Origin of the sequence: Streptomyces sp. NPDC090077 (assembly GCF_044747545.1) — a bacterium.
Lineage (GTDB): Bacteria > Actinomycetota > Actinomycetes > Streptomycetales > Streptomycetaceae > Streptomyces.
On the sequence record NZ_JBIVEG010000001.1, the window covers coordinates 357,469 to 384,434 of the forward strand.

Sequence of the window (26,966 nt, forward strand, 5' to 3'; positions counted from 1 at the left end):
TCTCAGCAGCCCGTGGCCCAGGTGTGGGAGCCGCCCTGGTCGTTGGCGCCGGCGTGGTAGCCGACCTCCTGGCCGGGGGCCAGACAGAGGGTGACCCGGCCCAGCAGTTCGCGGCCCTGGTACACCTTCACGTGGTCCGGCACGCCCGGCCCGGAGACGCCGTGGTTGGCCCAGGAGGAGTCCTGCTTGAACATGTCGCCCTCCCACCAGGAGTCGTCGCCGCTGTGCTCGATCTTCATGCCGTCGAAGTTGGCGTGGGTCCAGACACAGAAGTAGCCGCTGCGGCAGTCCGCCGCCTCGGCGGCGGCCGAGGTGGCGAGGATCCCGGCGGTGGCGACCAGGGCGGTCGCGAGGAGGGTGGTGAGGCGCTTCATGCGGGTGGGTTTCCCTTCGGTGGTGGTGTCCTGAGCACGGTCGTGGCTTCGGTGACGGCGTGGGCGCGCAGCCGCTCCCAGTCGGCGATCTCGGCGCGGTGGCGGGCCCGGACCTCGGCGAGGTCGCGGTGGGTGTGGTCGGCTTCGGGCCGCAGGTTGTTGACGACGACCGAGGCGCGGAACCAGCCGGGCTGGTCCCCGTAGAGCCGCTGCTGCGCGGCGGCGAGGCAGCCGTCGGTGTGGGCGCGTACGACGTGGCCGGTGGGGAGCGCGAGGGACAGCTCCGCCGGGCCGGTGCCGAACAGGGCCGCACCGACCCGCCGGTCACCGGCGTCCTGCGGGCGGCCCGGCCCGCCGCGGGGCGGGACGAGCCCCTGGCGGGTCAGGCAGGCGTCGGTGAGGCGCTGGGTGGCTGCCTTGATCAGTTCGTCGGGATCGGGGGCGGGGCCCGGGGTTCCCGCGGCACAGGCCGCCAGGACCGCGCAGCCGGCCAGGACCGCACCGGCCGTCGGCAGGGCCCGGACCGCCGCGCGGGCGCGGCCGGGCAGGCGGGCCGCCGTCTCGCGGGCCGCCGCGGCCGCGCGGGACGGGGCGCCGGTGGCGCGCGGGCGTCCGGACCGGCGTGAGCGGCGGCGCGTCCGGGACCCGGGCAGTTCCTTGATCACAGCCATGGTGTCTAGCCGCCGGAGCCCCCCGGGCGACAGGGCGGGCGGCTCCGGCTCACCCGACCGGCCGCGCGTTTCACCCGGTGAAACGTTGCTGCGCGTCCGCCCCGGCACCGCCGCCGGACGGCGGGCGGATCAGCGCAGGATGCCCGCCTGCCGGGCCGCGCGCAGCCAGGAGGGGAACTCCGACAGCAGCCGGTCGTACAGGTCCTGGTCGGAGATCCGGTCGATGTCGTCGACGGCGAAGAAGCCGACGTTGTCCACGCGCCGTCCGGGCATGGTGTCGAAGCGCTCCAGTACGCCGAAGCCGGCCCGGCCGAGTCCGACGAACTGCCAGAACACCGGCTCCTCCACGGCCGCCCGCAGCTCCCGCTCGATCTCGTCGTTGCGGTACACCCCGCCGTCGGAGAAGAACAGGACCAGGGTCGGGGCCGGCACCGGGTGGGAGCGTACGAACGCCCGCACCTCGGCGATGACCTTCTGCTCCTCGTTCTGGAAGCCCACGTGCCGCATGTCGACCTGGCCGGGGACCAGGCCCTTGGGCGGCTTCCGGCGGCCGAAGACGCTCATCTGGCCGACGCGCACGTGCAGGCGCAGCCACTCGGGCAGGTCGCCGACGGCGAGGTCGGGCAGCCGGGCCGGGTTGGTGGCGAAGGTCCAGGCCTGCATCTCGCCGTCGTCGTCGAGCTGCGCGGCGACGGCCGCCATCCGCTCCACCACGTTCGCGACGGTGCCGCGCGCGTACAGGGTGCTCATCGATCCGGAGGCGTCGAGGACCAGGACCACGCGGGCCGTGACCCCCTGCGCGCCGGCCTTGCTCAGGCTGACGGCCACCTGCTTCTTGCGCAGCGACAGGCGCCCGCGCATGTCCTCGGGGAGCCACTCCTCGCCCTTGACCAGCCGCACGACCGCCTCACCGGCGGGCGCGGCGGCGGGCGGCGGCGCGGGGGCCGGGGCCGGGGCCGGGGTCGGCACGGGGGCGGCCGCGGGCGGCGGGGCGTCGTCGACGGTGATGCCGTAGTCGGTCGCGAGTCCGGCGAGCCCGCTCGCGTACCCCTGGCCCACGGCCCGGAACTTCCACGCCCCGGCCCGCCGGTAGAGCTCGCCGCTCACGAAGGCGGTCTCCGGCCCGGCCTCCATGTCGAAGCGGGCCAGCTCGGCACCGGAGACGGCGTCGAGCAGGCACAGGTGCAGTCCCGGGACCCGGCCGAAGGTGCCGCCGTCGGCGGAGGCGCAGAGCACGACCCGTTCGATCTCCCCCTCCAGGGCGGCGAGGTCGACGTCGAGGGTGTCCGCGCCGGGCCGCTTGCCCAGGTGGCGTACGGCTCCGGAGGCGTGGCGGGGCTGGTTGTAGAAGACGAAGTCGCCGTCGGAGCGGACCCGTCCGGTGCCCGCCAGCAGGAGCGCGGAGGCGTCCACGTCGGGCACGCCCGGCCCGGCGGACCAGCCGAGGACGGCCCTGACGGAAGGGGCGGCGACCGGGAGGTTGGCGCCTTTGCTCATTGTCGTCACGTCGGACAGTCTGCCCGGCGGACCCGCGCCGCGCGGGCGAATGGCGGCGGAAGCCGTACGGGAACACGGCCGGGGCCCGCACCGTCGGTGCGGGCCCCGGCGCCGCTCGGTCGAGCGGGGGTCGTTCGAGTGCTCAGGCGGGCACGATGTTCTCGGCCTGCGGGCCCTTCTGGCCCTGGGTGACGTCGAAGTTCACCTTCTGGCCCTCCTGGAGCTCCCGGTAGCCCTGGGTGGCGATGTTCGAGTAGTGGGCGAACACGTCGGCGCCGCCGCCGTCCTGCTCGATGAAGCCGAAGCCCTTTTCCGCGTTGAACCACTTCACGGTGCCGGACGCCATATCGATTCTCCTTCGGGGCCGTACCCGGGACCGCACTGTGCGGACCCGGAGTCGCCGTGATGATTGACCCCGTTCGAAGAACTCTGGGAACCACACCCGCAACTCCCAGGACCGTAGCACAGGGCTACTGCATAAATGCAGAGCGTTACGTCGATCGAGTGTACGGAATCAGCCGCGGAACTCTTCCGTGCGGACCGGCGAGGCCTCGGCCAGGGCCCGGGTCACGGCCTCGACCCCGCCGCGGAGCCCGTAGACGGGGGTGTCGGGCTGCTGGCGCCAGGACTCGTCGAGGCCGCCCGCGTCGACGGTGTCGAAGCCGAGCTCGTCGATGAGCGCGCGGACCGCCTTCTTGGCCTCCTCCTGGTCGCCGGCGACGGGCACCGCGATCCGCTCGGGGTGCCCGGCGGGCCGCGGGCGGTCGACGAGGTCGGCCGCGTAGGTGCCGTTGAAGGCCTTGACCACCGGGTGCCCCAGGTGGCGTTCGGTCCAGCGGCTCTCGGTCAGGCCCTCGTCCTCGACGCCGGCGATCCGGCCGTCGCGGCGCTTGGGGTAGTAGTTGCCGGTGTCGATGACGGCGAAGCCCTCGGCCGCCCCGTCGAAGAGCCCGGCGGGAAGGTCGGGGATGTTCCTGAAGGGGACGGTGACCACCACGATCTCGGCGCCGCGCGCCGCCTCGGCGACGGTGACGGGGGTGGCGCCGGTCTCCTCGGCGAGGGCGGTGAGCGTCTGCGGGCCCCGGGAGTTGGCGACGGAGACCTGGTGTCCGAGCGAGGTGAGCCGGCGGGTGAGGTTGCCGCCGATGTTGCCGGCGCCGATGATGCCGATCTTCATGAGCTCTCCAGTGCGTGCGGAGTCGGATATCGCGTCCGTCGCAACCCGCTTCCGGGCCGCCGCATTCCGCCGCCGCGCCGCCGGACGGCGCGGATCGCCCGTACGGGTGAGGTCCCGCCGTTCCCCGGACATGCCGGTGGGGCCCGCCTGCGACGGGCCCCACCGGTGGCTCAGGCGCCGCTCGCGCCCAGCATGCCCTCGCGCTCCACGATCTTCACGCGCTCGCGGCCCTGCGGCTCGCCCAGCGCCTTCTCGGCGGCGTCCAGCTTGTACCAGCCCTCCCAGGTCGTGTAGCGGACCTGCCGCTCGGCGAGGAAGGCCTCGACCGCCTCGGGCTCGGGGGTGGCGGGGGTGAGCAGGCGCCCCTCGGCGTGGTCGGCCAGCAGGTTGGCGACGGTCTCGTTCGCGTCGCCCTTGGTGTGGCCGATCAGACCGATCGGGCCGCGCCGGATCCAGCCGGTGACGTACGTCGAGGCGAGGTGCTCGCCGTTCTCGATGACGCGGCCGCCCTCGTCGGGCACCGTGCCGGACTCGACGTCCCAGGGGAGCTTGGGCAGTTCGTCGGAGAGGTAGCCGACGGCCCGGTAGACCGACTGGACGTCCCAGTCGGTGAACGCGCCGGTGCCCTTGACGTTGCCGGTGCCGTCCAGCTCGGTGCGCTCGGTGCGCAGGCCGACCACCTTGCCGTCCTCGCCGAGGATCTCGGCGGGCGACTCGAAGAAGTGCAGGAACAGCTTGTGCGGGCGGTCGCCGGTGTCGCGGATCGCCCAGTTCTCCAGGGTCTTGGCGACCATGTCGGTCTGCTTGTTCTTGCGGCGCTCGGCGATCGAGCCCTCGTCGTAGTCGATGTCCTCGGGGTTGACGATGACCTCGATGTTGGGCGAGTGGTCGAGCTCGCGCAGCTCCATCGGGCTGAACTTCGCCTGGGCCGGACCGCGGCGCCCGAAGACGTGGACCTCCAGGGCCTTGTTGGCCTTGATCCCGTCGTACACGTTCGGCGGGATCTCGGTCGGGAGCAGCTCGTCGGCCGTCTTGGCGAGGATGCGGGCGACGTCGAGGGCGACGTTGCCGACGCCGAGGACGGCGACCTTCTCGGCCTCCAGCGGCCAGGTGCGCGGCACGTCCGGGTGGCCGTCGTACCAGGAGACGAAGTCGGCGGCGCCGTAGGAGCCGTCGAGCTCGATGCCCGGGATGCCGAGCGCCCGGTCCGCGGTGGCGCCGGTGGAGAAGACCACGGCGTCGTAGAAGGAGTGCAGCTCGTCGAGCGCGATGTCGTTCGGGTAGTCGACGTTGCCGAAGAGGCGGACCTGGGGCTTGTCGAGCACCTGGTGCAGGGCGGTGATGATGCCCTTGATGCGCGGGTGGTCGGGGGCGACGCCGTAGCGGATCAGGCCGAAGGGGGCGGGCATCCGCTCGAAGAGGTCGATGGACACGCCGGGGTCGGCCGCCGCCTCGGACTTCAGCAGCGCGTCGGCCGCGTAGATTCCGGCGGGGCCGGCACCGACGATTGCTACCCGCAGAGGGCGAGGCATGAATGGGTTCCCTTCGACCGACAATCTGACTGATCTAGGAAACCCTAAACTAAGGCCACCCTAACCCGGCACCCGCCCCCGGGTTATGACCCCATAATCGGATCTTATGGCTCACCAAAGCCGGGCTTTGGTCTCAGGCCTCGTACTCGGTGAGGTCGATGCTGTGGAGGCTGACCCGGGCCCCGGTCTCCGGGTCGGAGGTCTCCCCGTCGGCCGCCATGCCGAGCTTGCGGATCACGTTCCCGGACTCCTCGTTGCCGACCCGGTTGACGGCGACGATGCGGTCGAGGCCGCGGTCCTGGAGGGCGAACTCCAGGGCCGCCTGAGCTGCCTCGGAGGCGTAGCCCTGCCCCCAGAAGGGCCGGCCGAGGCGCCAGCTGATCTGCACCTGGTGGCGCGTCTCGGGCAGCTCGTCGGCGGCGGACAGACCGACGGCGCCGATCAGCTCGCCGGAGGCGAGGAGCTCGACGGCGAACAGGCCGAAGCCCTCGTCGTCCCACTCCTCCTCCCAGTGCTCGATGGCCTCGGCGGTCTGGTCCAGGTCGAGCGCGGAACCGTCGCCGATCCAGCGCATCACGTCCGGGTCTGCGTTGATCTCCGAGAGGGGGACGAGGTCGTCGTCGGTCCAGCGGCGGAGGAGGAGGCGGGGGGTGCGGATCTCGGTCATGCGCACATCCTGCCGAACGGGGTCCGACCAGGGGTAATCGGGCCCGCCCGGACCGGTCCGGGACCGCCCTCAGGGCACCGTGATGGCGTCGAGCTTCGCCCGCAGGTAGACGTGCGAGTCGACCGGCTCGTGGGCCACCCGGCCGACGGGGGCGGGCAGGGACTCGACGCGGGTGTGCGCGTCGCACTCGTAGAAGTACACGAGCGAGACCAGCTCCTCGGCCGGGGCGTGCGCGGGCGGCGGCAGCACCCGGTGGCGGCCGGCCCGCCAGCGGTCCCCGGTCCAGCGGGCCAGCAGGTCGCCGATGTTGACGGTGAGGGCCGCCGGGTCCCAGGGGGCGTCCTGCCAGCCCTCTTCGTCGGTGTGGATCTGGAGGCCGCCCGCTCCCGGCTCCCGGTCCAGGACGGTCACCGTGCCGAAGTCGGTGTGCGGTCCGATGCGGAACTGTCCGGGCAGCGGCTCGCCGACCACCTCGGTGCCCGGGTACCAGTTGAGGTTGAACCCCCAGGTGGGGTGGCCGGTGTACCGGGTGAAGCAGTCCTCGGGCCGGCCCAGGGCCACCGCCAGCAGCTCCAGCAGCTCGTCCGAGAGGGCCCGCATCGCGGCCAGGTACGCGATCACCGGCTCCCGCAGCCCCGGCACCTCGGCGGGCCAGGTGTTGGGGCGGAACCACTCGGCGTCCACCGCGGGCACACCCGTGGGCTCCTCGGCGGCGAAGGACCAGGACTCCTTCAGGTCGGGCGGGGACTCCGTCCCCTCCGCGTAGCCGTTGGCCTCCGCGCCGGGGCCGAGCCAGCCGCGCCCGCCGACGCTGACCGCGTACGGCTCCTTCACCTCCGGCGGCAGCCTGAAGAAGGTGCGGGCGGCCTCCCGGATCCGGGCGGGCAGCGCCGGGTCCACCCCGTGCCCGGTGACCAGCAGGAAGCCTGCCGTCCGCAGCGCCTCGTCGACACGGGCGGCGGTCCGGGCGCGGGCGGCGGGACCGCCGGAGCGCCACGCCCCGAGGTCGATGACGGGAACCTGGGTGCCGGGCATGGGGACCTGCCTTCCGGAAAGGGGCCGGGAGTCCGCTCCGAGCGTAGGGGTTCGGGCCCGCCCGACACCGCCGAACGGCCCCGCGCCGCCCGTACGGGGTCGGCGGGGCCAGGGCCGGCCGGTCGGGTCGGCGGGGTCAGTCCGGCAGGGCGGTGCCGCAGTGGGAGCAGTAGCGGGCGGCGGGTTCCGTGGCGAGACGGCCGCAGTCGGGGCAGACCCGGTGGAGCAGGCAGGCCGTCTCCCCGCCCTCGGCCGCGCCGGTGCCGATGCCGAGGCCGGGGCGCCGGATGTGGACGGTGAGGTACGCCAGCCCCTGCGGACCGGCGGTCAGGGAGCGCCGGGCACCGCGCGCGAGCCAGCAGGCGGTGTGCGGGCGCAGCCGGTGCCCGCCCTGCTCGGTTTCGATCCGCCCGCCGCCCGCCACCACGACGAGCAGGACGTCGAGGGCGTGCTCGGCGTGCTCCGCGATGACCGTTCCGGGACGCAGCCGGATCAGGTTGGAGTCCAGTCCGCGTCCGGATCCGGTCAGCCGCCACAGGGCACCGGTCGCGTCGGCGGGGGCTCCGGCGATCACCGCGTCGAGGTCGGTGAGGATCCCGGCCGGATGGGGGTGCGTCGTCATGACTGGTCCTTCCCTGCCGCGCGCTCGTGCCTCCGCAGTCATACACGATCACGGCCGGCCGTTTCCGGCCGATACGGTCTTTGTGCCCCGACTGCCTGTGGTCCCCGTGGCCACACCCCGGCGGCGGGCGGCGGGTACCCGGGCGCTAGGGTCGTGTCCGGATTGCCCTGCCCCGGCCGAGGCCGGTTCCCCGTCCCGGGCGCGGCCGCTCCTGCCTCCCTGCCCCGCCCGCACCGGAAACCCGCGCCCGCATGCACCCCAGCACCACCACCGTCGCCGCCGACGCCCCTGCCCCCGCTCCCGACCCCTCCCCGCGCGGACGCCTGCTCACGCCCCGGGCCCCCGCCCGGCCGAGCGCGGCCGCCGCCGTGCACAGCGTCAGCGCCGCCACCACCGTCCTGCTGGCCCTCGTCGGGATCGGCGCGCTGATCCACGAGCCGGTCCTGATACCCCCGCTGGCCGCGAGCGCCGCGCTGGTGCACAGCGCCCCCACCCTGCCGCTGGCCCAGCCGCGCGGGGTGGTCATCGGTCACCTGATCGGCGCGGCGACCGGTTTCGCGGTCCTGGCCGTGGCCGGCAGCAGCGCCTGGGCGGCGGCCCTGGCGGCCGGGCTCACCCTGGCCCTGCTGACGCTGGCCCGCACCCCGCACTCCCCCGCGGTGGCCACCGCCGTGGTGACGGTGCTCCAGACCCCGGCTCCCGCCCGGTTCGTCCCGCTGCTCTTCGGGTCGACCGTGCTGCTGGTCCTCACCGGCTACGCCGGGTCCCGCATCCGCCGCACCGCTCCGAGGTACCCCGCCTACTGGTGGTGACCGCGGGCGCGCCTGCGCTGCGGCGAGGGGGCGCGGACGCTACTCCTTGTGGTGTGGAAATTTCTGCGAAGGACGTCTTCGGGGCCCCCTGCTGGGTGAGTCTGATGGCCCGCGACCTGGAGGCGTCCCAGCGCTTCTACGCGGCGGTCGTGGGGTGGAGCTTCCGCCGGGCCCGGCTGGGCTCGGCCTTCTCGGTGGCCGTGCTGGACGGCGTACCGGTCGCCGGGATCGGGGCGCTGGCCACGGACCTGGCGGTGGCGGTGGCCTGGACCCCGTACTTCGCCGTCGACGACGTGGACGTGGCGGCCTCCCGGATCCGCGAGCGGGTCGGCACCGTGGCGGTGGGCCCCGTCTCCTTCCCCGGGGGCGGGCGGGCCGCGCTGGTCGCCGACCCGGACGGCGCGGTCTTCGGGGTCTGGCAGGGGCCCGTCTCCTCCGGCTGGCGCGTGGGCAAGGGACCCGCCCCGGCCTGGCTGGAGCTGCGGACCCGCAACGCGTTCGACTCCGCACTGTTCTACGGCGAGGTGCTGGAGTGGGCCACGGGACGCGAGGGGTGCTGCGAGGTCGCGTACGAGGAGGACCGGGTGGTCCTGCGGCAGGGCGGGGACCCGGTGGCCCGGCTGGACAGCGGCCCGGTGGAGCAGGGCGCCTACGCCCCGCACACCCGGCCCCGCTGGCACGTGCACTTCCGGGTGGCGGACCTGGACGCGGCCGTCGAGTCGGCCCTCGACCTCGGCGGGCGCACCGTGTCGGTGGTCACCTCGGACGGCACCGAGCGCTCCCTCCTGCTGCGCGATCCGGACGGGGCCCTGTTCACGCTCACGGAGCGGGTCGTGCCGCCCGGACCGGAGGGCGGGGCGCGCTGACGGTCCCGCTCGCCGCTCCCCGGAGCCGCGGGGAGACTGGGTCCGGGAGGAGGTGCGCCATGGACCCGGTGGCGGCACTGGACCGGATCGCGTTCCTGCTGGAGCGCGCACAGGCACCGGTCCACCGGGTGCGGGCCTTCCGCACCGCCGCGGCGGCCGTGGCGGGTCTGGGCGAGCGGGAGACCGCCGAGCGCACCGCGGCCGGATCCCTGGAGGCGGTCAGGGGCATCGGCCCGAAGACCGCCCAGGTGGTGCGCGAGGCGCTGGCCGGCGTGGTCCCCGCATACCTGGGCGCGCTGGAGGAGGAGGCCGCGGCGCTGCCGGAGCGCCCGCCCGCCCCGCCCGCCGCGACCGCGCTGCGCGCCGCCCTGCGCGGGGACTGCCACCTCCACTCGGACTGGTCCGACGGCGGGAGCCCGATCGAGGCGATGGGGCGGGCCGCCGCGGAGCTGGGGCACGAGTGGGCGGTGCTGACGGACCACTCGCCGAGCCTGAAGGTCGCCCGGGGGCTGTCACCGGAGCGGCTGCGCGAACAGCTGCGGGTGGTGGCGGAGCTGAACGAGCGGTGGGCCCCCTTCCGGCTGCTCACCGGCATCGAGTGCGACATCCTGCCCGACGGCTCGCTCGACCAGGAGCCGGAGCTGCTGGAGCGGCTCGACCTGGTGGTGGGGTCCGTCCACTCGAAGCTGCGGATGGAGGCGCCCGCCATGACGCGGCGGCTGCTCAGGGCCGTGCGCGACCCGTCGCTGGACGTCCTCGGGCACTGCACGGGGCGGCTGGTGACGGGTCGGACGCGCCCCGAGTCCGCCTTCGACGCCGAGGCCGTCTTCGCGGCGTGCGCGGAGTCCGGCACGGCCGTGGAGATCAACAGCCGCCCCGAGCGCCTGGACCCGCCCCGGCGGCTGCTGCGGCTGGCCGTCGCGGCGGGCACCCTCTTCGCGGTCGACACCGACGCGCACGCCCCGGGCCAGCTGGACTGGCAGATCCTGGGCTGCGAACGGGCGGCGGAGTGCGGGGTGCCGCAGGCGCGGGTGGTCAACACCTGGCCCGCCGAGCGGCTGCTCGCCTGGACGGCATAGCGACGGGACGGCATGGCGACGGGGCCCCGGCCGCGCGGTGTGCGACCGGGGCCCCGTCGGGTGCGTCAGGCGGACCGGCCTCCCGTTCCGGCGGGCGGGCGGCGGTACGTGAGGGCCAGACCGGCCAGCACCGCACCGGTTCCCGCGCAGAGCACGGCGGTGACCCCGGACCACGCGTACGGGGCGCCGAGGGCGCCGTCGAGCGGGTCGAAGAGCACCAGGCCGCCGACGACGTGCAGGGTCACCACGGCGAGCGCGGCCACCGCCGCCGCCCGCCAGACCGCCGGGGTGTCGCGCACGGCCAGCAGGGCTCCGAGCGCCAGGCAGAGCAGGGACACCGCGAGCGGTGCCAGGGACTCGGGCGCCGGGGGGCGGGCGAGGTTGCCGGGCAGGTGGAGGACCCCGCACAGCAGCAGCACGGCCGCGGTCGGCCAGCGCAGTACGTGGCCCAGCGCGCCCCTCGCCGGAGCGGCGGCGGGCACCCGGTCCGGCTCGGCCGGCATCCGGGCCTCCTCGGGCCACGCCTGCCCGGCCCACGCCCCCTCGGGCCGGGCCGGCGCGGTGACGGCCGCCGCCGGCACCTGCGCGGCGGGGTCCCGGGCCGGGACGGGCGGGACGGGGTCCTCGGCCGGCGGGTCCTGCGGTGGCGGCGGCAGGGCCTCCTGTGCGGGGGGCCGGTCCGTGCGCGGGGTGCCGTCGGGGCCGAGGATGCTGGCCAGCAGGGCCACGTCCTCGATGGGCCGGCCGACGGCCGCCGCCCGGAGGGTGATGTCGGCCTCGCCCTCCTCCAGGGGGTGCTCGCCCAGTAGGGCGACCATGTGGCGGACGTCGTCCACGGGCCGGGCGACGGCGGCCGCGCGGAGCACGTCGTGCCCCGGGCCGTCGGCGCTGCCGGTCTCCTTCAGGAGGCTGACCAGCGCGGTCACCTCCTCGACGGGCCGGCAGGTGGCCGCCGTCTCCAGCAGGGTGCGGACCTGCTCGGGGTGCGGGGCGGGGCTCGGGTCGGGGCTCGGGTCGGGCCGGGGATCGCGGTCCTGGCCGGCGGGGGCCGGGCCGAAGGGGGCCGGGTCGAAGGAGGCCGGGTCGGGGGCGGCGTCGGGTACGGGGGGTACCGGGGGCGCGGGGGTCGCGGGGCCGTCGGTGTGGTCCGGGGTGGCGGGGAGCCCGTCGCGGTCGCCGTGGTCCGTCGCCGCGAGGGTACTGGGGTCATTCATGGAAAGCTCCGTTCGCCGACGCGCGGGTATACGCATCGCGCGCCGGTCATCGTGCGTCATGGGAATCGCACGCTCTGTTACATTCAGCGGCACCGGCCGCGACTGCGCCATTCGGGGCGGGCAAACGGGGGGCTCCCCGGCGTGTCCGCACCCCGCGCCGGAACACGCCGGAGCCAAGCCCGGCCGGGGGTGGCGCGGGCGCGCACAGTGGCCCGACCGACCCGTCGAGGAGGGCGCCGCCGTGCCGGATCCCCGTCCCGCCCGCAGCGGGCGCGTCCACCGCGGACTGCTGGGCGCCCTGCTGCCCGTGCTGGCCGCGCTGATGCTCTGCGCCGCCGCTTCGGCCCCGCCCACCGCCGTGTCGGCGGCCCGCGAGCGTCCGGTCGTACCGACCGCCGAGGGTCCCGTAAGGGGCCGCGCGCACGGGGCGTACGACACGTTCGAGGGCATCCCCTACGCGGCGGCGCCGACCGGTCCGCTGCGCTGGCGGCCGCCGCAGCCCCCGCCGCGGCGGGCGGAGGTGCTCGACGCCGGGGCCCCGGGGGCGCGCTGTGCGCAGCTGCCGGCCTTCGGGCCGGGCGGGCCGGAGGGCTCGGAGGACTGCCTGTTCCTGAACGTCACCGCCCCGTCGGGGCCGGGGCGGGCGCGGCCGGTGATGGTGTGGTTCCACGGCGGCGGGTTCCGCTTCGGCTCGGGGGACGCGTACCGGGCGGAGCCGCTGGTGGCGGCGGGCGACGTGGTGGTGGTGACGGTCAACTACCGGCTCGGCGTCTTCGGCTTCTTCGGCCACCCGGAGCTGGGCGGGGCGCCGGACTTCGGGATCGCCGACCAGCAGGCGGCGCTGCGCTGGGTGCGGGCGAACGCGGCCGGCTTCGGCGGCGATCCGGGGCGGGTCACGCTCTTCGGGGAGTCGGCGGGCGGCCTCAGCGTCTGCGCGCACCTGGTCTCCCCCGCGTCCGCGGGCCTCTTCCACCGGGCGGTCGTGCAGAGCGGCTCCTGCTCGACGACCATGCCGCCGTACGCCCTGCTGCCGGCGGTGGGGACGTACGAGCCCTTCGTGCCGGAGGAGCGCACGGTGACGGCCGGTGCGGCGGCGGCGGCCTCCCTCGGCTGCGGCGGACGGCCCGCGGGCCGGGTGCTGGAGTGCCTGCGCGGGCTGGACACGGGCCGGCTGCTGACGGCGGAGCTGACGGAGCGGTTCTCCGGGGTCGCGTACGGGAACGCCGTGCTGCCGCTGGAGCCGGCCCGGGCGCTGGAGGCGGGGCGGTTCCACCGGGTTCCCGTGGTGCAGGGCAGCAACCGCGACGAGATGCGGCTGTTCCTCTCGCAGGCGCTGGTGGTGTACCCGGTGGACGGGGAGGAGGGCTACCGGGAGCGGCTGCGGACCTCGTTCGGAGCGGAGGCACCGGCCGTGGCGGCGGCCTATCCGGCGGGCTCCTTCGCGACGCCCGCGCTGGCCTGGGCCGCGCTGCTCTCCGACGCCTCCTTCACCTGCCCGACGCTGCGGGACGGCCGGGCGCTGGCCCGGCACGTGCCGGCGTACGGCTACCTCTTCGCCGACGGGGAGGCCCCGAACTTCCTGGGGCTGCCCGAGCTCGCGGGCTTCCCGTTCGGGGCGGCGCACGGCTTCGAACTGCCCTACCTGTTCGCGACGGTGGACCTGGCGGAGCCGCAGCGCGCCCTGGCCGGGCGGATGGCGGACTACTGGACGCGCTTCGCCCGCACCGGGGCTCCGGACGCGCCCGGGGCTCCCGTCTGGCCCCGGTTCGCGCCGGGCACCCCCTCGGTGCTGGAGCTGGCGCCGGTTCCGGGCGGGATCCGCCCGGTGGACCCGGAGGCCGCGCACCACTGTGCCCTCTGGGACTCCGTCACCCTCCCCGCGGCCGGGGCGCCGGCGGCGGGCTGACGGCGGGCGGGCGGCGCGGGGTCAGATCCGCACGTCCCAGGTGAGCGTGGAGGTCAGGGCGCGGGCGGCCTCGGGGTCGCGGACCGAGGGGGTGCGGTCGGTGACGGCGACCGACAGCCGGTGGCCGCGCAGGTCGAGAAGCCACAGTTCGGCGACCCGTACCTCGGTGCGTCCGGCGAACCGCTTGAGCTCGCGGCCGTCGAGGTACCAGCGGACGTCCAACTGCCGTCCGTCGGGCCCGTGGAGGCGGGGGACGGCCGCCTTGGCGGTGTGCCGCAGCCGGAGCGTGCGGTCGGTGGGGGTGAGCGGGGTGGCGAGGCGGGCGTGCCGGTGGAAGCCGGTGGTCATCGCCTCGACCCCGGGGAGGTTGAAGGGCTTGCCGAGGACCCGCATCAGGGAGTTGTCGGTGGGCCGGTAGAGCCCGGTGACGTAGTAGCCGCCGCCCTCGTACGCGCCGACGGTGCCGCCGTCGGGCGAGGTCTCGCCGAGCCAGCGGAACCACTTGGCCCGCTCCGCCGCCATCCGGGAGGCGTCGAGGGTGGAGGTGTTGGGGTCGGCGGGCTCGGTGCCGGTGTACTTCTCGTAGTCGGGGACGCCCGGGTAGAAGTACTCGTCGGCGAGCTTGCCGAGGGAGTGGCCGGTCTCGTGAATGGCGACCTGCCCGGACTTGGGGTGGCCGGCGGAGGCGGTGGAGATGCCCTCGTAGCCGAGGGCGGCGCTGGGCTCGTTGTATCCGGCGCCGCCGTACTTGGCGCTGTTGGCCAGGACGATCACCAGGTCCGCGGCGGGGGCCTTGGCGACGTACGCGTCCACCTTGGGCTGGTCCACGCACAGCAGCCGCTCGATGGACTCGCACCAGAAGTACGAGCCGAGCGCGGTGTCGCGGACGGTGTCGGGGCCCGGGTCGCCGGAGACCCCGGACTGGGCGGAGACCGCGTCCACGGTCCAGACGTTGAAGAGGTCCCGGTAGGTGGTGTACGGCTCCACGGCGGTGACCTCGGCCCACTTGGCGCGCGCGTCGGCGTGGAAGCGGTCCAGTTCGGCCGCGGTGTAGCCGTCGCCGATGACGACCACGTCGAGCCGGTCCGCGGTGGGGCCGTTGTCGACCGCCTTGGTGACCTGTCCGTCGGCGGAGCGGGCGGCCTCGGAGAGGCGGGGCGCGGCCTTCGCCGGTCCGGCGGCGGGTACCAGGACGTGGCCGGATCCGGCGTCGCCGCCGTGTTCCGGCCCGGGTATCTCGACGCGCACGCCGGCCGGGCGGGGCGGGTCGGCGGCTGCCGCGGGCGCGGTCGCCGCGGCCAGCAGGGCGGCGCTCGCACAGGCCGCGGCGAGCGCCGTGCGCAGGGCCGGCCGGACGGTTCGCCTCATGGGGGTCCTCCGTGGGGGAAGGGAGTAGGGCGGGGTGTTAAGCAGCGGGTTAAGCCCGCTGAACCGAGTGCTTAAACTAGGCGGCGCGCCGGGCCGCGCGCAACGGCCTACTCCGGTTCCATACTGGGGAGTTGAGCCATCCAGGGTGACAGCAGGGGGAGTTCATGGACGAACCGGCCGAGATCGGACGCCGGGTGCAGCGGTTGCGCGCCGAACGCGGTCTGACCCAGCGGCAATTGGCGGAGCCGGCCTACACCCCGGCGTACGTGTCCACCCTGGAGGCGGGCAAGGTGCGGCCCTCCGAGACCGCGCTGCGCTTCCTCGCCGGGCGGCTCGGCACCTCGTACGAGGAGCTGGCCACGGGGCGTCCCGCGCACCTGGCCACCGAGCTGCGGCTCGCCCTGACCGACGCCCAGCGCACCCTGGCCACCGGCTCGGCGCAGGAGGCCGCGGCGCAGTTCCGGCACCTGCTGGCCGAGGCCGAGCGGCTGGGCCTGGCCGACGAGCGGGCGGAGGCGCTGCTGGGACTCGGCGACTGCGCCCTGGAGGCCGGGGAACTGACCGGCGCGGCGGGCCACTTCGAGGCGGCGGAGCTGCTGCTGGCGGACGAGCCGCTGCCCCGCCGGGCCCGGCCGATCCGCGGCCGGGCGGTCGCCCACCTGCTGGCCGGCGAACTGCGGTACGCCTGCTACCTGCTGGAGTCGGCGATCCACGCGCTGAACGCGGGCGGCCTCGGGGACCCGGAGGCGCTGGTGCTGCTGTACTCGGCGGTCATCGGCCCGTACACCGACATGGGCGCCCACGCCCGCGCGGCCCATGCGGCGGAGCTGGCGCTGGCGCTGGCCCCGCAGGTCGGGGATCCGGCGCTGGTGGCGGGGATGCACCGGCAGGTGGCGCGGACCTTCCTGACCGAGGGCCGGGTGGCCGACGCGGACGCCTCGCTGGCGAAGGCCCAGGCGGTGTACCGGCAGCTGCGGCTGCGGACCGACCTGGCGCACTGCCACTGGATGCGCGGCTACGTCCAGGCGCAGCACGGGGAACTGGCGGCGGCGGAGCGGGAGCTGCGGACCGCCCGGGAGATGCTGGCGGCGCGGCGGGCGGCGCTCTACACCGCGCAGGTGGAGGTGGAGCTGGCCGACGTGCTGCGCCGCCTGGGGCGGTACGAGGAGGCCGCCGAGCTGGTGTCGGGGCTGCTGGAGGAGGGTTCGGGCCCGGGGGCGGTGCACGCGGGCGGTGCGCACCGGCTGCTGGGGCTGATCGCCGAGGAGCGCGGGGACCTCGATGCCGCCGAGGAGCACTACGTACGGGCGCTGGCGCTGCTGGAGCGCAGCGGGGCGGGCGGGGACCTGGCGGACCTGTGCCGGCTGCTGGGCGACCTGCTGCGGCGGGCGGGCCGGACGGAGGCGGCGATGGACGCCTACCGCACCGGGCTCGGGCACCGCGCGGCCCCGGGCACGACCACCCTGGGCCCGGCTCCGGCGGCCCCGGCCCACCTGGCCCCGCTCCCGGCGCCGCCCCGCTGAGGCGGGGGGCGCCGGGAGCGGGGCCGGGGGTCAGTGGTTCTCGGTGGGGCGGAGGTCGCGCGGGATCAGCGTCCAGGTGGTGGCCGCGGCGGCGACGGCCAGGGCTCCGGCCAGCAGGAAGGCCGGGGTGATCGCCAGGGTGTAGGCGTGCGTGGCGGTCTCCAGGAGGGCCTGGCCGACCGCGCCGCCGAGCCGCTCGGCGGTGTGCGCCGCCTCGCCGACCGAGTCCCGTACGGCGCTCGCGGCCGGGCCGTCGAGGTCGAGCACCGGCAGGTTCCCCCGGTAGAGGGCGCCGGCGGTGCTGCCGAGGATGGCGACGCCCATCGCGGAGCCCAGCTCGTAGCAGGTCTCCTCGATGGCGGCCGCGCTGGAGACCTGGTCGGCCGGCGCGGCGGAGACCAGGGTGACGGAGGCCACCGTGGTCGCGACGCCCGCGCCCAGCCCCATCACGGTCAGGCCCGCCGCGAAGGCCGGGTAGCCGAGCTCGGTGAACTGCTGGACGGTCCAGGGCATCGCCATGCCGGCCGCGAGGACCACGAGTCCGGCGCCCAGCACGTGCCGGATCGGGTAGCGCTGCATGAGCGCCGGGGCGACCATCGACGCGCAGATCAGCGCCAGCGGGGCGGGCAGCAGCCGCAGCCCGGCCTCCAGCGGGGTGTAGCCCTGGCCGTACTGGAACCACTGGGTGACGAGGAAGAGGATCGCGCCCATGCCGACCATCGGGAGGAAGATCGCGGTGGCGGCGACGCTGAACGCGGGCTTGGCGAACAGCCGCACCTGGAGCAGCGGGTTGTCCAGGCGCAGCTGGCGGCGGACGAACACGGTGAGCGCGAGGGCGGCGAGGGCGAGCAGGGCCCAGGGCAGCGGGTCGGCGATGCCGCTCTTGCCGAGCTGCTTGATGCCGCCCGCGAGGGCGAGCATGCCGACGATCGACTGTCCGACGCCCCACCAGTCCCAGGCGCCGTCGCCGCGCGGGGCGCGCGATTCGGGGAGGTAACGCAGACCGGCCGCGACGATCACGGCGGCGACGGGGAGGTTCAGGAGGAAGGCGGAGTGCCAGCCGTGGTCCTGGACGAGGAGGCCGCCGACGACGGGGCCGAAGGCCATGCCGCCGCCGAACACGGCGGCCCAGACGGCGAGGGCGAAGGCGCGCTCCTTGGCGTCGGTGAAGACGCTGCGCAGGATCGACAGGGTGGCCGGCATGATGGCCGCGCCGCCGACGCCGAGGAGGGCGCGGGCGGCGATCAGGTGCCAGGCCTCGGTGGCGAACACGGCGATCAGCGAGGCGGCGGAGAAGATGCCGAAGCCCGCCATCAGCAGCCGCTTGCGGCCCCAGCGGTCGCCGAGGGCGCCCGCGGTGACGAGCAGTCCGGACAGGGCGAGGGCGTAGACGTCGATGATCCACAGCTGCTGCACGGCGCCGGGCTGGAGGTCGGCGACGAGCGAGGGGAAGGCCACGTTGAGGATCGTGGTGTCCATGGAGATGAGCAGGAGGCTGCCGGAGAGGATCGCGAGGACGATCCAGCGGCGAGGGTCCCGCGTGGGGGTGTGCATGGAATTCCGTTCTTGGGGGCGCCCCTGGGCGCCAAAATGAGTCTACGTCGCCCCGAATGATACAAGGATGTCTCACTCGGAGCAACGGAGACTCATCAGAGGGTCCTCAGTCGGTGGGTACGGCGAGCCGGCCCCTCCCCGGGTTTCACCCGTCCGGCGCCGGGCACAAGCCCACAGCCGCCCCGCGCATCCGCGGGGCGGACCAGCGTGCGGGGGGCCTCAGTCCTCGCCCGGCGTGCGGGCGCGGGCGCCGGAGCGGGTGCGGGCCGCGGTGGTGGCGCGCTGCGGGTGGCGGCGGAGGTACTCGTCCTCCAGCTCCCGCAGCCGCTGGGTGTGCGTGGCCAGCGCGTCGTCCGAGCCGTGCAGCAGGGTCTCGTGGCGCGTGCGGTGGATCGTCTCCAGCTCCTTGAGCAGCCGGCCGTCCTCCAGCTCCCGCGCCGCCGCACCGGCGGCGTGCTCCGCCATGTCGACCACCTCCACGTCCCACGGTAAACGCGTCGGGCGGGATCAGCCGTCCGGGCCCGGTTCCGCCCGCGCCTCCGCCGCCGGCCCGTCCCCCTGACCGTCGGCCCGCGTCCGCAGGGCGCAGCGGACCGACCAGGCCACCGAGACCAGCGGGACCGCGACCACCGCCCCGACCACTCCGGCCGCGATGGCCCCGGCGATGACCGAGACCGCCACCACGAGCGGGTGCAGGCGCACGGCCCAGCTCATCACCAGGGGATGCAGCAGGTGCCCCTCGATCTGCCCGATCACCACGATCAGCGCGACCACCACCCCCGCGACGACCGGCCCGCGCGCCGCCAGCGCCACCACGGCGGCGACCGCGAGGGCGACCGGCGACCCCACGAGGGGCACGAAGGCCGCGAAGAACTCCAGGAGGGCCAGCGGGAGCGCGAGCGGCACCCCGAGGAAGTACAGCGCCACTCCGACGAGCACCGCGTTGGTCGCCGCGACCAGCACGATCCCGTGGGTGTACCCGGTGAACGTGCGCCAGGCCGCGCGCCCGGCGAGGTCCGTCCGCGCCCGCGCCCGTTCGGGCAGCTGGGCGCAGAACCAGGCCCACTGGCGGCCGCCGCCGTGCAGGAAGAAGACGGAGGAGAACACGGCGAGCGCCAGCACGGTGAGCACCTGCACCACGTGCCCGGCTCCGCTCAGCGCCGTGCTCAACAGGGTCGAGCGGTGGGTGGAGAAGTACTCGCCGATCTTGGTCTGGAGGCCGGTGAGCGCTCCGGGGTCCAGCCGGAAGGGCGGCCGCTCCAGCCACGTCTCGATGCTGACGAGGCCCTCGCGGAACTCCCGGACCAGGGTGGTGCTCTCCCCCGCCACCGCTTCGCCGACCAGCGCGAGGACGCCCAGCAACAGGACGGCGCTCCCGACGAGGGTGACCGCGACGGCCGCGGGGCGGGGCAGGAACCGGGCCAGGACCCGGGCGGGCGGCGACAGCAGGGCGGTCACGACGAGGCCGAGGAAGAGCGCCACGCCGATCTCGTGGAAGCGGCCGAGCAGCGAGAAGACGGCGTAGACGGCCACGCCGACGACCAGCAGGCGCCAGGCGTAGGCGGCGGCCGTACGCAGGAACGGGGACACCGGCGGCATGACCCATGGGTGCCACGGGCGGCGGCCGCTGCCACGCACCGGGTGCCGTTTTGACCCGTACGGGGCCGTACGGGGCCGTAGGGGGAGAAAATGCGTTGCCCGGGTGTCCGCCGGCGGCGCAGGATGGTCCGCCGTGAGTAGATCCCGTCTGTCGTCCGTACTGCCCGACCTGGCCCCCTGGCGTTCCAGCCGCGACTTCCGGCTGCTGTTCTTCCAGGGGACGGTCACCTTCTTCGGCTCCTTCATGGCGATGATCGCCCTGCCGCTCCAGATCAAGCACCTGACGGACTCGCCGCTCGCGGTCGGTGCCATGGGCGCGGTGGAGCTGGTCCCGCTGGTGGTCTGCGGGCTGTACGGCGGGGCGCTGGCCGACGCGGTGGACCGGCGGCGGCTGATCCTGCTGACGGAGGCCGGGCTCGGGCTGCTCGCACTGGTCCTGCTGGTGAACTCGCTGCTGCCGGAGCCACTGCTGTGGCCGCTGTACGTGGTGGCGGCCGGGGTGTCGGCGCTGACGGGCCTCCAGCGTCCGGCGATGGACTCGCTGATGGCGCGGATCGTGCCGCACGACCAGCTGACCGCCGCCGCCGCGCTCAACGCGCTGCGCTACCAGTTCGGGGCGATCGCCGGTCCGGCGCTGGCCGGCGTGGTCGTGGCGTACGCGGGCTACGCGTCGGCGTACGCGGTGACCGTCGCGGGCTTCGCGGTCTCGGTGCTGCTGTGCACGCGGCTCAGCCCGGCGCCGCCGGTCGGGGGCGCGGAGCGGCCCTCGCTGCGGGGGATAGCCGAGGGCGCCCGGTACGCGTGGAGCCGGCCGGTGCTGCTGGGGACGTACGCCGTCGACCTGGCGGCGATGTTCTTCGCGTTCCCGAACGCGATCTTCCCGTTCCTGGCCGACGAGCTGGACGCTGTGTGGGCCCTGGGCCTGATGTACGCGGCGGGTGCGGTGGGCTCGCTGGTGCTGGGTCTGACCAGCGGCTGGGTCTCGGGGGTGCGTCGGCACGGGCTGCTGGTGGTCTTCGGCGCAGCCGCGTGGGGGCTCGCGATCGCGGCGGCGGGCTGGTTCTCGAACGTCTGGCTGGTGCTGTTGTGCCTGGCGGCGGCGGGCGCCGGCGACATGCTGAGCGCGCTGGGCCGGTCCACGATCTGGAACCAGACCATCCCGGAGGAGCTGCGGGGGCGGCTCGCGGGGATCGAGGTGCTCTCGTACAGCGTCGGGCCGCAGCTCGGGCAGGTCCGGGCGGGCACCATGGCCGGCTGGACGGGGACCCGGCCGGCCTTCTGGAGCGGCGGGCTCGCGTGCGTGGCGTCCGTGGCCCTGCTGGCCGCGCTGCTGCCGAAGCTGATCTCCTACGACGCGGACACCGACGAGGACGCGCAGCGCCGCCGGGCCGCGCGGGAGGCCCAGGCGCCGACCGCGGACGCGCGGGCCTGACGCGGGCCCGCACCGCGGAGCCCGAACGGCGGTCCCCGCGGTGCGCGGGGCGGCCGGGGCCGGGAGGGTGACGGCATGGGCGACTGGTGGTACCGCAACATCCTGGAGCCGGGGAAACTGCCCCTGCTGCTGGCGCTGTCGGCGTTCGTCGCGACCTTCGTGGTGACCCGGGTCATCACCCGGATGATCCGGGCCGGCAAGGGGCCCTTCCGCAACGTCACCCCGGGCGGGCTGCACGTGCACCACTGCGTCCCCGGGGTGGTGCTGATGACCGTCGGCGGCTTCACCGCGATCGCGGGCGGCCGGACGGGGTGGGGCTCCTGGGTGGCGGCCGTGCTGTTCGGGATGGGCACGGGCCTGGTGCTGGACGAGTTCGCACTGATCCTGCACCTGAGCGACGTCTACTGGACGGAGGAGGGCACCCTCAGCGTCGAGGTGGTGGTGATGACCTCGGCCCTGGCCGGTCTGCTGCTGTGCGGGTTCCTGCCGCTGGGCGTGGACGGCCTGACCGAGGACCAGCAGGCGAACCGTCTGTTCCTCGGCTCCACCGTGCTGTTCAACCTGCTGCTGGCGGCGGTCGCCCTGGTCAAGGGCAAGCCCCGGCTGGCGGTGTTCGGGATGGTCGTCCCGCTGATCGCCCTGTTCGCGGCGGTCCGGCTGGCCCGGCCGGCCTCCCCGTGGGCGCGCCGCTTCTACGGACACCGCCCCCGGACCAGGGCGCGGACGATCAAGCGGGCGTACCGGCACGACCGGCGCTGGGGCGGACTGGAACGCCGGATCGGCTACCTGATCGGCGGCGCGCCCAGCCGGTAGCCGGGCGCCCGGGATCAGACGGAGGCGGCGGCCCCGTCGAGCTCCCACGCGTGGCGCTTGAACTCCCGCCGGAAGTCGGCGTGGTCCTCCCACTGGCGGGCGATGCCGCGCAGCACGTCCCAGTGGTGCTCCACCGACTGGTCGATGACCTTGCGCAGGAGCGGCTCGGCGGTCTCCCGCGTCGCGATGAGCCCCTTGACGGCGGAGGCCTCCAGCACGCTGTTGCGCAGCGCGCGCAGCGCCCGGGAGGTGTCGTCCATCGCGAACCCGCGGTCACTGCCGGTCTCGGCGTCGAACAGCGGGGTCAGCCGGGCCTCGATGAACGCGGTGATCCGCTCGAAGTGCTGCACGTCCATCGGGTTTCTCCCGTTCCCGCCGCCCGGCACCCGTCGCGCCGGCCGGCTCGTCGATCCTGCTCACCGGTGTGTCCAGGGCAGGATACGAGGTCACGGGGGCCGTCGGGTCAAGGGGCACCGGCGCCGCCCGGGACGTCTAGGGGGTCACCGCCAGGACGGGTGGGGCGGGGGAGGTCCAGCGGTGGCCGCAGGGGTCGAAGGCCAGGACGACCGGTTCGCCCGGGCGCTGGCGCCAGGAGATCCGCTGCGGGGTTTCCGCGCACTGCGGACAGACCGGCAGCGGGCCGGGGTGCGGGTCCGGTTCGGTGCGGCACCGGGGCACCTCGGCGAGTACCGGCGGCGCGGTGTGCGCATCACGCATGGGGGCTCCCTGGTCCGGCGGTTGTGCTCCTGGCACTGTGCCATGCGGGAAGCCCCCCGCGCACCGGCGGATCATCCAGTGTTCCGGCTGGTCAGGCGTGCGGGCGCCGGGGAATTCCGGGTGTCTGTGGGCACTTGGGGCTCAAGCGCCCCTCCGTTCGGCCTCGACCAGCCCGGTCTCGTACGCGGCGATCACCGCCTGGGCCCGGTCGCGTGCGCCGAGCTTCCCGAAGACGGCGGTGAGGTGGTTCTTGACGGTGGAGACGCTGATGTCCAGTTCCGCGGCGATCGCGGCGTTGTCCAGACCGCGGGCGAGCAGCCGCCAGATCTCCAGTTCGCGCGGGGTCATTCCGTCGGGCGCCGCCGGGGCGGGCCGGGGCTCGCGCGGGGCGGTCCGTACGTAGGCGGAGATCAGCCGGGTCAGCAGCCTCGGCGCGACGGCCGCCTCGCCGGTGTGGACGGTGCGGACGGCCGCGATCAGCTCCTCCGGGGAGACGTCCTTGGGCAGGAAGCCGTAGGCGCCGGCGCGCAGGGCGGCGACCACGTACTCGTCCATGTCGAAGGTGCTCAGGGCGAGGACGCGGGATCCGGGCCGGACCTCGGCCAGCCGGCCGGTGGCGGCGACCCCGTCGAGCACCGGCATCCGGATGTCCATCACCACCACGTCCGGCAGCAGCTCCTGGGCGAGGGCCACGGCCTCGGCGCCGTCCGCGGCCTCGCCGACCACCTCGATGTCCGGGTCGGGGGCCAGGATCAGGGCCAGGCCGCGCCGTACCAGCGGCTGGTCGTCGGCGATCAGCACGCGGATCATCGGCGGAGTTCCTCTCGTTGCGGGTGGGGCTGGTGGTGCGCGTCGGGGGCCGTGGGCGCCGGGAGGCGGACCGCGACCCGGAAGCCGCCCTCCTCGCGGGGCCCGGCCTCCAGGGTGCCGCCGTGCAGGGCGACGCGTTCCCGCATGCCGATCAGGCCGTACCCGGCGCCGCGGTAGGGGCGCCGGGCGGCGCCGTCGGCGGGGCCCTCGTCGCACACCTCGACGGCGACCTCGTCCGCTCCGTACGCCAGCCGCACCCGGACGGGGGCGTTCCCGGCGTGCTTGCGGGCGTTGGTGAGGGCCTCCTGCACGACCCGGAACACGGTCAGGCCGACGGTGGGCGGCAGCGGCCGGGCGGGTCCGGTCACCGCGAGTTCGGTGTCCGTCCCCGCGGCCCGGGACTCCGCGACGATCCGTTCCACGTCCCCGGCCCCGGGCTGCGGGGCCGGCACGGCCGTCTCCGGTTCCTCGCCGGCCCGCAGGACGTCGAGCAGCTGCCGCATCTCGCCGAGGGCCATCCGGCCGGACTGCTCCAGGGTCACCAGTGCCTCGCGGGCGGCCCCGGGGTCGTGGTCGAGGTTGGCCCGGGCCCCGCCGGCCATCAGCTGCATGGTGGTGATGTGGTGGGCGACGATGTCGTGCAGCTCCCGCGCGATGCGGCGGCGTTCGTCGGCCACCGCCCGTTCGGCGAGCAGGACCCGCTTGGCCGCGGTCTCCCGCTGCCAGCGCCTGACCAGGAGGCCGGTGGTGACGACGAGGAGGGTGGCCGCCGAGTTGGCCAGGAGGCCGAAGCCCGGGTCGAAGGGCAAGCCGCCCTGCCCGAGGGTGTTCAGCGGCGCCGTGGCGAGGGCCGCGCCCACCACCACGGAGGGCCGGCAGGCCACCGCGACCGAGTAGAGGGCGACGGCCGGGGTGAGTCCGAAGTGCGGGGGCACCGAGGCGGTCAGGTTCACCACCGCGCCCAGCAGCAGGACCGCGCAGAGCGTCACCACCGGGTGGCGGCGCCGGGCCAGCAGGGCGAGTGACGCGGCCAACACGGTGAACGCGGCCACCACCCCGAGGGAGGCACCCTCGAACTGGGTCTCGATGGCGAAGCCCGTGAGGTCCACGGCGGCGGCGCCGACCGCCACCAGTGCGTCGTTGCGCGTCCACGTCAGCCTCTCGGCGCGCGTGCCCATCCCCTCTGCCCCTTTCCCACGGACCGCCGTGGGCCGCCCTCGTGGGTCCATTCTCCCATCCGGCCGGGTGGCGGAGACCGGCCGAGGGTGCCGGTCCCGACCAGGACCCGGGTCCTGGTCGGGACCGGATCCCGGACCGCGGTCCCGGCCGCTTTCTCCTTCTCCACCAGGACGTTTTCCCGTCCGGCGGCTGATGGTCTGGAGTCCGGACGGCCGACCCGGCCGCGATCCGCACGGAACAGACCGGAGGAGAACAGTGATCCGCGCCCTGACGGGATGCTCGACCAGGAACCCATGGAAGGTGATCGCCCTGTGGGCGGTGCTGGGCATCGGGCTGACGATCCTCGGGCAGGTGTTCGTCTTCCGCGCCACGCAGCCCGGCAACGACGGCTTCCTGCCCGCCTCCTACGATTCGGCGGCCGCCCTGCGGATCTCCGAGGAGAGCTTCGGGGCCCGGCCGGACTCCGACCCGCTGACGGTCCTGGTGGCCCGCGAGGACGGGGCGGCGCTCGCCGCCCCCGACGAGCGCCGGATCGAGGAGGTGTCGCGGCGCCTGGCCGGGCAGCGGATCGTCATGCCGAAGAAGAAGGAGGATCCGCCGTTCATGGAGGACCACTCCCAGACGCCGCGGATCGGCGCCGGGATGACGGCCCCGGACCGCTCCTTCCGGCTGCTGTCGGTGGAGTTGAAGGGCAATCCGCAGGACCCGGGGGTGCAGAGCACCTACAAGGCGTTCCGCGAGCAGGCGCGGGCCGCGTTCGGCGAGGCGGGCCTGCGGACCGGGTTCACGGGCGGGCTGGCGGCCACGGTGGACACCGCCGACGCCGAGGAGACCCGGTCGACGGTGGTCGGCGCAGTGGTCATGGGGCTGATCGTGCTGCTCCACGTCCTGGTCTTCCGCAGCGTGTTCGCCGCCCTGCTGCCGCTGCTCGCGATGGCGGTGATCGGCGGCGGGGCGGCCGGGACCGTGGTCATGGCGTCGGTGGCGAGCGGGGTCCGGCTGGCGCCCTCCACTCCCGGGCTGATCAACGTGGTGCTCATGGGCATCGGGATCGACTACTTCCTGTTCCTGCTGTTCCGGTTCCGCGAGCAGCTGCGGCAGCACCCCGCGCAGAGCGGGCGCGAGGCGGCCGCGGAGGTCGCGGGCCGGGTGGGCACGGCCGTCACCTCGGCGGCGCTGACGATCGTCGCCGCGTTCGCCACCCTCGGGATCGCCTCCTTCGGCCAGTTCCGGGTGCTCGGCCCGGCGATCGCGGTGTCGGTGCTGGTGATGCTGCTGGGCAGCCTCACGCTGATGCCGGCGATGCTGGCCGTCACCGGCCGCAGGATGTTCTGGCCCTCGCGCGCCCTGGACCGCGCGCCCCGTGAGGGTGCGGCGGGCCGCCTCGGCCGGCTGACGGCCCGGCGCCCGGTGGCGCTGGTCCTCGGCTCGCTGGTGCTGCTCGGTGCGCTGACGGCGGGGCTGGCCGGGATCCGGATGGACTACGGGCAGTCCGGCGCGGGCGGCGAGCGGACCGCCGCGGTGGAGACGGCGGCGGAGATATCCCGCGCCCTGCCCGCCGGGGTCTCGGACCCGACGAGCGTGCTCGTCGCCGCGAAGGACGGGGCTCCGCTCGGCGCGGAGCGCGTGGCCGGGCTGGCGGGGGCGCTCGCCCGGGTGCCCGGGGTGGGCGGGGTCGCGCCGACGGTGCTGAGCAAGGACGGGAAGGCGGCCCGGATCGACCTGCTGCTGAACGTCGAATCCGGCGGGCAGCAGGCCCGAGACCTGGTCTCCGGGCCGGTCCGGGAGACGGTCCGGGCCAATCTTCCGGCCGGGACCGAGGCCCATGTCGGCGGCACCGCCTCGGTGTTCGCGGACATCGCGGTGGCGGTCGACAAGGACCTGAAGGTCATCTTCCCGGTGGCGGCGGTGCTGATCGCGGTGATCCTGCTGGTGCTGCTGCGGAGCGTGCTCGCGCCGGTCGTGCTGATGCTCGCGGTCGGGCTCGGCTTCGCGGCCACGCTGGGGGCCTCGGCCCTGGTCTTCCAGCACGGTCTGGGGCGGCCGGGCGTGGACTTCACGCTCCCCCTGGTGCTGTTCCTGTTCGTGGTGGCGCTGGGCACCGACTACAACATCCTGATCAGCGACCGGCTCCGGGAGGAGATGGAGCGCCCCGGACCGGCCCGCGCGGCGGTGGCCCGTGCGGTGCGGCACACCGCGCCGGCGATCGCGACGGCCGGACTGGTGCTCGCCGCGTCCTTCGGGAGCCTGGCCGTGAGCCCGCACGCGGGGACCCAGCAGACCGGGTTCGCGACGGCGGTCGGGATCCTGCTGTCCGCGTTCGTGCTGTCGGCCGTGCTGGTGCCGGCCCTGGCCGCGCTGCTGGGCCGCTCCCTGTGGTGGCCGGTGCGCCCGCGGGTGCGCGGCGAGCAGCTCCGGGAGGACCGGCCCGGGGCGGACCGGGTGCCGGTGGGCTGAGCCGCGTACGCGGACGCCGGGGCGCCCGGGACCGTGTGGTCCCGGGCGCCCCGGCGCGTGTC

General features: G+C 75.2%; 26 protein-coding genes. 8 read left to right on the forward strand and 18 right to left on the reverse strand.

The window, feature by feature from the left end:
* Positions 1 to 2: 2 nt before the first annotated feature.
* From ACIPW5_RS01560 to ACIPW5_RS01600, 9 genes are all read right to left on the reverse strand, one after another.
* Entirely contained in the window at positions 3 to 374 is a 372-nt protein-coding gene (locus tag ACIPW5_RS01560) for a peptidase inhibitor family I36 protein (RefSeq protein WP_401238796.1), read from the reverse strand.
* Entirely contained in the window at positions 371 to 1,045 is a 675-nt protein-coding gene (locus ACIPW5_RS01565; protein WP_401238798.1) for a hypothetical protein, read from the reverse strand. The genes ACIPW5_RS01560 and ACIPW5_RS01565 overlap by 4 nt, the downstream gene beginning before the upstream one ends.
* A 129-nt stretch (positions 1,046 to 1,174) precedes the next feature.
* A complete protein-coding gene (locus ACIPW5_RS01570; protein WP_401240055.1) occupies positions 1,175 to 2,542 on the reverse strand; it encodes a VWA domain-containing protein in 1,368 nt (455 codons plus the stop codon).
* A 142-nt stretch (positions 2,543 to 2,684) separates the two neighbouring features.
* A complete protein-coding gene (locus tag ACIPW5_RS01575; protein ID WP_007268031.1) occupies positions 2,685 to 2,888 on the reverse strand; it encodes a cold-shock protein in 204 nt (67 codons plus the stop codon).
* Between the two features lie 168 nt (positions 2,889 to 3,056).
* Positions 3,057 to 3,719: an NADPH-dependent F420 reductase gene (locus tag ACIPW5_RS01580; protein ID WP_401238801.1), complete on the reverse strand. Its 663-nt coding sequence runs from the start codon at positions 3,717 to 3,719 to the stop codon at positions 3,057 to 3,059.
* A gap of 170 nt (positions 3,720 to 3,889) precedes the next feature.
* Positions 3,890 to 5,251, reverse strand: a complete 1,362-nt coding sequence (locus ACIPW5_RS01585; RefSeq protein WP_401238804.1) for an FAD-dependent oxidoreductase — start codon at positions 5,249 to 5,251, stop codon at positions 3,890 to 3,892.
* Positions 5,252 to 5,384: 133 nt separating this feature from the next.
* Positions 5,385 to 5,918 carry a GNAT family N-acetyltransferase gene (locus ACIPW5_RS01590; RefSeq protein WP_401238805.1) on the reverse strand — a complete coding sequence of 178 codons (534 nt, stop codon included), beginning with the start codon at positions 5,916 to 5,918 and terminating at the stop codon, positions 5,385 to 5,387.
* Between the two features lie 69 nt (positions 5,919 to 5,987).
* Complete coding sequence (locus ACIPW5_RS01595) at positions 5,988 to 6,953, reverse strand: isopenicillin N synthase family dioxygenase (RefSeq protein WP_401238808.1); 966 nt, start codon at positions 6,951 to 6,953, stop codon at positions 5,988 to 5,990.
* Between the two features lie 136 nt (positions 6,954 to 7,089).
* Positions 7,090 to 7,575 (reverse strand): hypothetical protein, encoded by a 486-nt coding sequence (locus ACIPW5_RS01600; RefSeq protein ID WP_401238810.1) that lies wholly within the window; start codon positions 7,573 to 7,575, stop codon positions 7,090 to 7,092.
* 251 nt (positions 7,576 to 7,826) lie between these two features.
* Between ACIPW5_RS01600 and ACIPW5_RS01605 the strand changes: the two genes are divergently transcribed.
* The 3 genes from ACIPW5_RS01605 to ACIPW5_RS01615 all read left to right on the forward strand — a co-directional run bounded on the left by ACIPW5_RS01605 (position 7,827) and on the right by ACIPW5_RS01615 (position 10,332).
* On the forward strand, positions 7,827 to 8,387 hold the full coding sequence (locus ACIPW5_RS01605; RefSeq protein ID WP_401238812.1) for an HPP family protein: 561 nt from the start codon (positions 7,827 to 7,829) through the stop codon (positions 8,385 to 8,387).
* Between the two features lie 104 nt (positions 8,388 to 8,491).
* A complete protein-coding gene (locus ACIPW5_RS01610) occupies positions 8,492 to 9,253 on the forward strand; it encodes a VOC family protein (protein WP_401240057.1) in 762 nt (253 codons plus the stop codon).
* Positions 9,254 to 9,312: 59 nt separating this feature from the next.
* Positions 9,313 to 10,332: a PHP domain-containing protein gene (locus ACIPW5_RS01615; protein ID WP_401238815.1), complete on the forward strand. Its 1,020-nt coding sequence runs from the start codon at positions 9,313 to 9,315 to the stop codon at positions 10,330 to 10,332.
* Positions 10,333 to 10,397: 65 nt separating this feature from the next.
* Here ACIPW5_RS01615 and ACIPW5_RS01620 read toward each other — a convergent pair whose 3' ends face one another.
* On the reverse strand, positions 10,398 to 11,546 hold the full coding sequence (locus ACIPW5_RS01620) for a hypothetical protein (RefSeq protein ID WP_401238818.1): 1,149 nt from the start codon (positions 11,544 to 11,546) through the stop codon (positions 10,398 to 10,400).
* 241 nt (positions 11,547 to 11,787) lie between these two features.
* On the opposite strand from ACIPW5_RS01620, the gene ACIPW5_RS01625 reads away from it, so the two are divergent.
* Entirely contained in the window at positions 11,788 to 13,452 is a 1,665-nt protein-coding gene (locus tag ACIPW5_RS01625; protein WP_401238820.1) for a carboxylesterase/lipase family protein, read from the forward strand.
* A gap of 21 nt (positions 13,453 to 13,473) precedes the next feature.
* Here ACIPW5_RS01625 and ACIPW5_RS01630 read toward each other — a convergent pair whose 3' ends face one another.
* Positions 13,474 to 14,820, reverse strand: coding sequence for a M64 family metallopeptidase (locus ACIPW5_RS01630; RefSeq protein WP_401238823.1), 1,347 nt, complete (start codon positions 14,818 to 14,820; stop codon positions 13,474 to 13,476).
* Between the two features lie 164 nt (positions 14,821 to 14,984).
* Between ACIPW5_RS01630 and ACIPW5_RS01635 the strand changes: the two genes are divergently transcribed.
* A complete protein-coding gene (locus tag ACIPW5_RS01635; protein WP_401238824.1) occupies positions 14,985 to 16,343 on the forward strand; it encodes a tetratricopeptide repeat protein in 1,359 nt (452 codons plus the stop codon).
* Positions 16,344 to 16,373: 30 nt separating this feature from the next.
* On the opposite strand, the gene ACIPW5_RS01640 is transcribed toward ACIPW5_RS01635, so the two are convergent.
* From ACIPW5_RS01640 to ACIPW5_RS01650, 3 genes are all read right to left on the reverse strand, one after another.
* Entirely contained in the window at positions 16,374 to 17,897 is a 1,524-nt protein-coding gene (locus ACIPW5_RS01640; protein WP_401238827.1) for an MFS transporter, read from the reverse strand.
* A gap of 219 nt (positions 17,898 to 18,116) precedes the next feature.
* On the reverse strand, positions 18,117 to 18,362 hold the full coding sequence (locus ACIPW5_RS01645) for a DUF6158 family protein (protein WP_401238829.1): 246 nt from the start codon (positions 18,360 to 18,362) through the stop codon (positions 18,117 to 18,119).
* A gap of 42 nt (positions 18,363 to 18,404) precedes the next feature.
* Positions 18,405 to 19,496: an AI-2E family transporter gene (locus ACIPW5_RS01650; protein ID WP_401238831.1), complete on the reverse strand. Its 1,092-nt coding sequence runs from the start codon at positions 19,494 to 19,496 to the stop codon at positions 18,405 to 18,407.
* 133 nt (positions 19,497 to 19,629) lie between these two features.
* Here ACIPW5_RS01650 and ACIPW5_RS01655 point away from each other — a divergent pair, with 133 nt between their 5' ends.
* Positions 19,630 to 20,928, forward strand: a complete 1,299-nt coding sequence (locus tag ACIPW5_RS01655; protein ID WP_401238833.1) for an MFS transporter — start codon at positions 19,630 to 19,632, stop codon at positions 20,926 to 20,928.
* A 75-nt stretch (positions 20,929 to 21,003) separates the two neighbouring features.
* Positions 21,004 to 21,741 (forward strand): hypothetical protein, encoded by a 738-nt coding sequence (locus ACIPW5_RS01660; RefSeq protein WP_401238836.1) that lies wholly within the window; start codon positions 21,004 to 21,006, stop codon positions 21,739 to 21,741.
* A gap of 14 nt (positions 21,742 to 21,755) precedes the next feature.
* Here the strand turns inward: ACIPW5_RS01660 and ACIPW5_RS01665 are convergent, their stop codons facing one another.
* From ACIPW5_RS01665 to ACIPW5_RS01680, 4 genes are all read right to left on the reverse strand, one after another.
* The gene (locus ACIPW5_RS01665) at positions 21,756 to 22,097 is read right to left on the reverse strand and encodes a hypothetical protein (protein WP_401238837.1); all 342 of its coding nucleotides are present in this window, start codon (positions 22,095 to 22,097) and stop codon (positions 21,756 to 21,758) included.
* Between the two features lie 136 nt (positions 22,098 to 22,233).
* Positions 22,234 to 22,458, reverse strand: coding sequence for a hypothetical protein (locus ACIPW5_RS01670; RefSeq protein WP_401238840.1), 225 nt, complete (start codon positions 22,456 to 22,458; stop codon positions 22,234 to 22,236).
* A gap of 141 nt (positions 22,459 to 22,599) precedes the next feature.
* Positions 22,600 to 23,268 (reverse strand): response regulator, encoded by a 669-nt coding sequence (locus ACIPW5_RS01675; RefSeq protein ID WP_401238843.1) that lies wholly within the window; start codon positions 23,266 to 23,268, stop codon positions 22,600 to 22,602.
* Positions 23,265 to 24,446 carry a sensor histidine kinase gene (locus ACIPW5_RS01680; protein ID WP_401238846.1) on the reverse strand — a complete coding sequence of 394 codons (1,182 nt, stop codon included), beginning with the start codon at positions 24,444 to 24,446 and terminating at the stop codon, positions 23,265 to 23,267. Before ACIPW5_RS01680 ends, ACIPW5_RS01675 begins: the two co-directional genes overlap by 4 nt.
* A 301-nt stretch (positions 24,447 to 24,747) precedes the next feature.
* Here ACIPW5_RS01680 and ACIPW5_RS01685 point away from each other — a divergent pair, with 301 nt between their 5' ends.
* On the forward strand, positions 24,748 to 26,904 hold the full coding sequence (locus ACIPW5_RS01685) for an MMPL family transporter (RefSeq protein WP_401238848.1): 2,157 nt from the start codon (positions 24,748 to 24,750) through the stop codon (positions 26,902 to 26,904).
* Positions 26,905 to 26,966 lie beyond the last annotated feature (62 nt).